Genomic DNA, 2060 nt, shown 5'->3' with positions numbered 1-2060 from the left:
CTGGTTGCTGATTGCTCCGGTGCTGTCGAGGGTCAGTTTTCCAGCGCTGGAGACGCTGCCTGCGGTATTGGTCAGACTGCTGGTCTTTACCGTCAGGACATCTTCGTTGCTGATCAGGCCTTGAGTGTTATCGAGTGCTGCAGACAGGTCGATACCCAAGGCTTTGAGGGCACTGAGCGCACCACCGGTGTTGTCCAGGGTGCTACCGACCAGCGTTAAGCCGCCTTGGCTGGAGAGCAGACCGTTCGTTCGGTTGGTGATCTGCGCAACGTTCAGATTCAAGGCTTTCTGTGCCAGCACCTGACCGCTGTCGTTGTTGTTGAGTTGCTGGCCGGTCAGGGTAATCACGTCCTGACTGGACAGTTCACCGCTACGGTTATCGATGTCGGTGACATTGATATCGAGGGCTTGGGTTGCGCCGATGAAACCGTTCTGACGGTTGTCCAGCGCGTCGCCGCGCAAGGTCAATGTGCCCTGGGCAAGCATCTGACCGCCCAGTTGCCGAAGGCTGCCGATCTGTGCGTTGAGGTTCTGTTTGCTGGCGATCTGGCCGAGGCCGTTGTCTGCTGTCGCGGCACTCAGCTTCACATCGCCGTCGCCAATCAGCGTGCCCTTGACGTTGGTCAGGGCGGTATTCACTCAGCTTCACATCGCCGTCGCCAATCAGCGTGCCCTTGACGTTGGTCAGGGCGGTATTGACCGTCAGGTCCAGGCCTGCGCGGCTGCTGATCAAGCCTTCGGTGTTGTCCAGGCTGTCGCTGCGAGTGTTCAGCGCGGCAGCGGAAATCGTACCTTTGACGTTGCTCAGCGCCTTGTTGACGATCAGCGTCAGGGCCTGACTGCTGAGCAGTTTGCCGCCACTGTTATCGAGACTGTTGGCGTTCAGGGTAAAGGCCTTTGCGCTGGAGATTTCGCCGTTCTGGTTGGCCACGCCGTTGAGATTCTTCAGCAGCAACACGCCGGGGGCGTTGATCAAACCGCCCTGATTGTTCAACTGGCCGTTGTTCAGGTCGAGGCTCAGCGAGGTGTTGCTGAACAGCTCACCACCCTGCTGGTCGAGGCTGGTCACGCTGGCCGTCAATGCCAGCGCACTGGCAATACGTCCGGCGCTCTGGTTGATGACTTTACCGGCCGTCAACTGCAGGGTATCGCTGCTGGTCAGGCGACCACCCTGGCTGTTGTCGAATGCGTGGCGCCCTTGCCAGCCAGTTTGCCCGCCTGACTGTTGTCCAGGCTGGCGCTGGTCAGCGTCAGCGTTGCGTCGGTGGTGACAGAACCCGCCTGGTTCTCCAGAGCGCCGGTGGTGGTGACGCTCAAGGCATCGGCACTGGACAGACTGCCTGCTGCGTTTTGCAACGAAGCGGCATTGACCGTCAACCCCGCTTCGCTGCTGAGCAGACCACCGCTGTTGTCCAGCGCACCGGACACATCAATGCTCATGTCCTTCTGGCTCGCCAGCGTACCGCCTGCGTTATCCAGCCGCGCACCGTCGAGACGCAGGGTGTTACCGAACAACAGGCCTTTATTCAGGTTGATCACGCGCGCCACGGTCAGCCCAAGTGCAGTTACCTTGCCGCCGTTGCTGTTGTCGAGCGTCTGACCAATGATGTCCACACCGATCTGGCTGGACAGTTCACCGGCCTTGTTGTCGATGTCGGTAACATCGATTTTCAGCGCTTTTGTAGAGCCCACCAGGCCGCCTGCCTGGTTGTCGAGGGTTTTGCCGGTCAGGGTCAGATTGCCCTGCGCAACCAGCTCGCCGCCCTGCTGGGTCAGATTGGCGATGTTGGCGACCATGTCGGCCTGACTGGCGATACGACCACTGCCGTTGAGAGCGCTGTCGACCTGCAACTGCATCAGGCCAGCGGCGTTGAGCAGACCGTTCTGGTTATCCAGATGCGTGCCAACCAGTTCAAGACCGGCATTGCTGTTGATCAGGCCCTTTTGAGCGGTGCTCAGCCCGGTCTGGCTGTTGTCGAGTGCATCGACGAACAGCTGCAGGCCTTTCTCGGCACGAATCGAACCGCCACGGTTGTCCACGCTGTCGCTATGCACGATCA

Annotated in this window: 1 pseudogene; it reads right to left on the bottom strand. The window is 59.9% G+C overall.

The annotated features are described in order from the left end of the window. Positions 1-2060, bottom strand: a pseudogene (locus AO068_RS25110) (filamentous hemagglutinin); the annotation flags it as partial.

Origin of the sequence: Pseudomonas sp. ICMP 3272 (assembly GCF_001466905.1) — a bacterium.
Classification (GTDB): Bacteria; Pseudomonadota; Gammaproteobacteria; order Pseudomonadales; family Pseudomonadaceae; genus Aquipseudomonas; species Aquipseudomonas amygdali.
The sequence above is the reverse complement of the archived record's forward strand: the minus strand, read 5'-3'. Positions and strand labels throughout refer to the sequence as shown.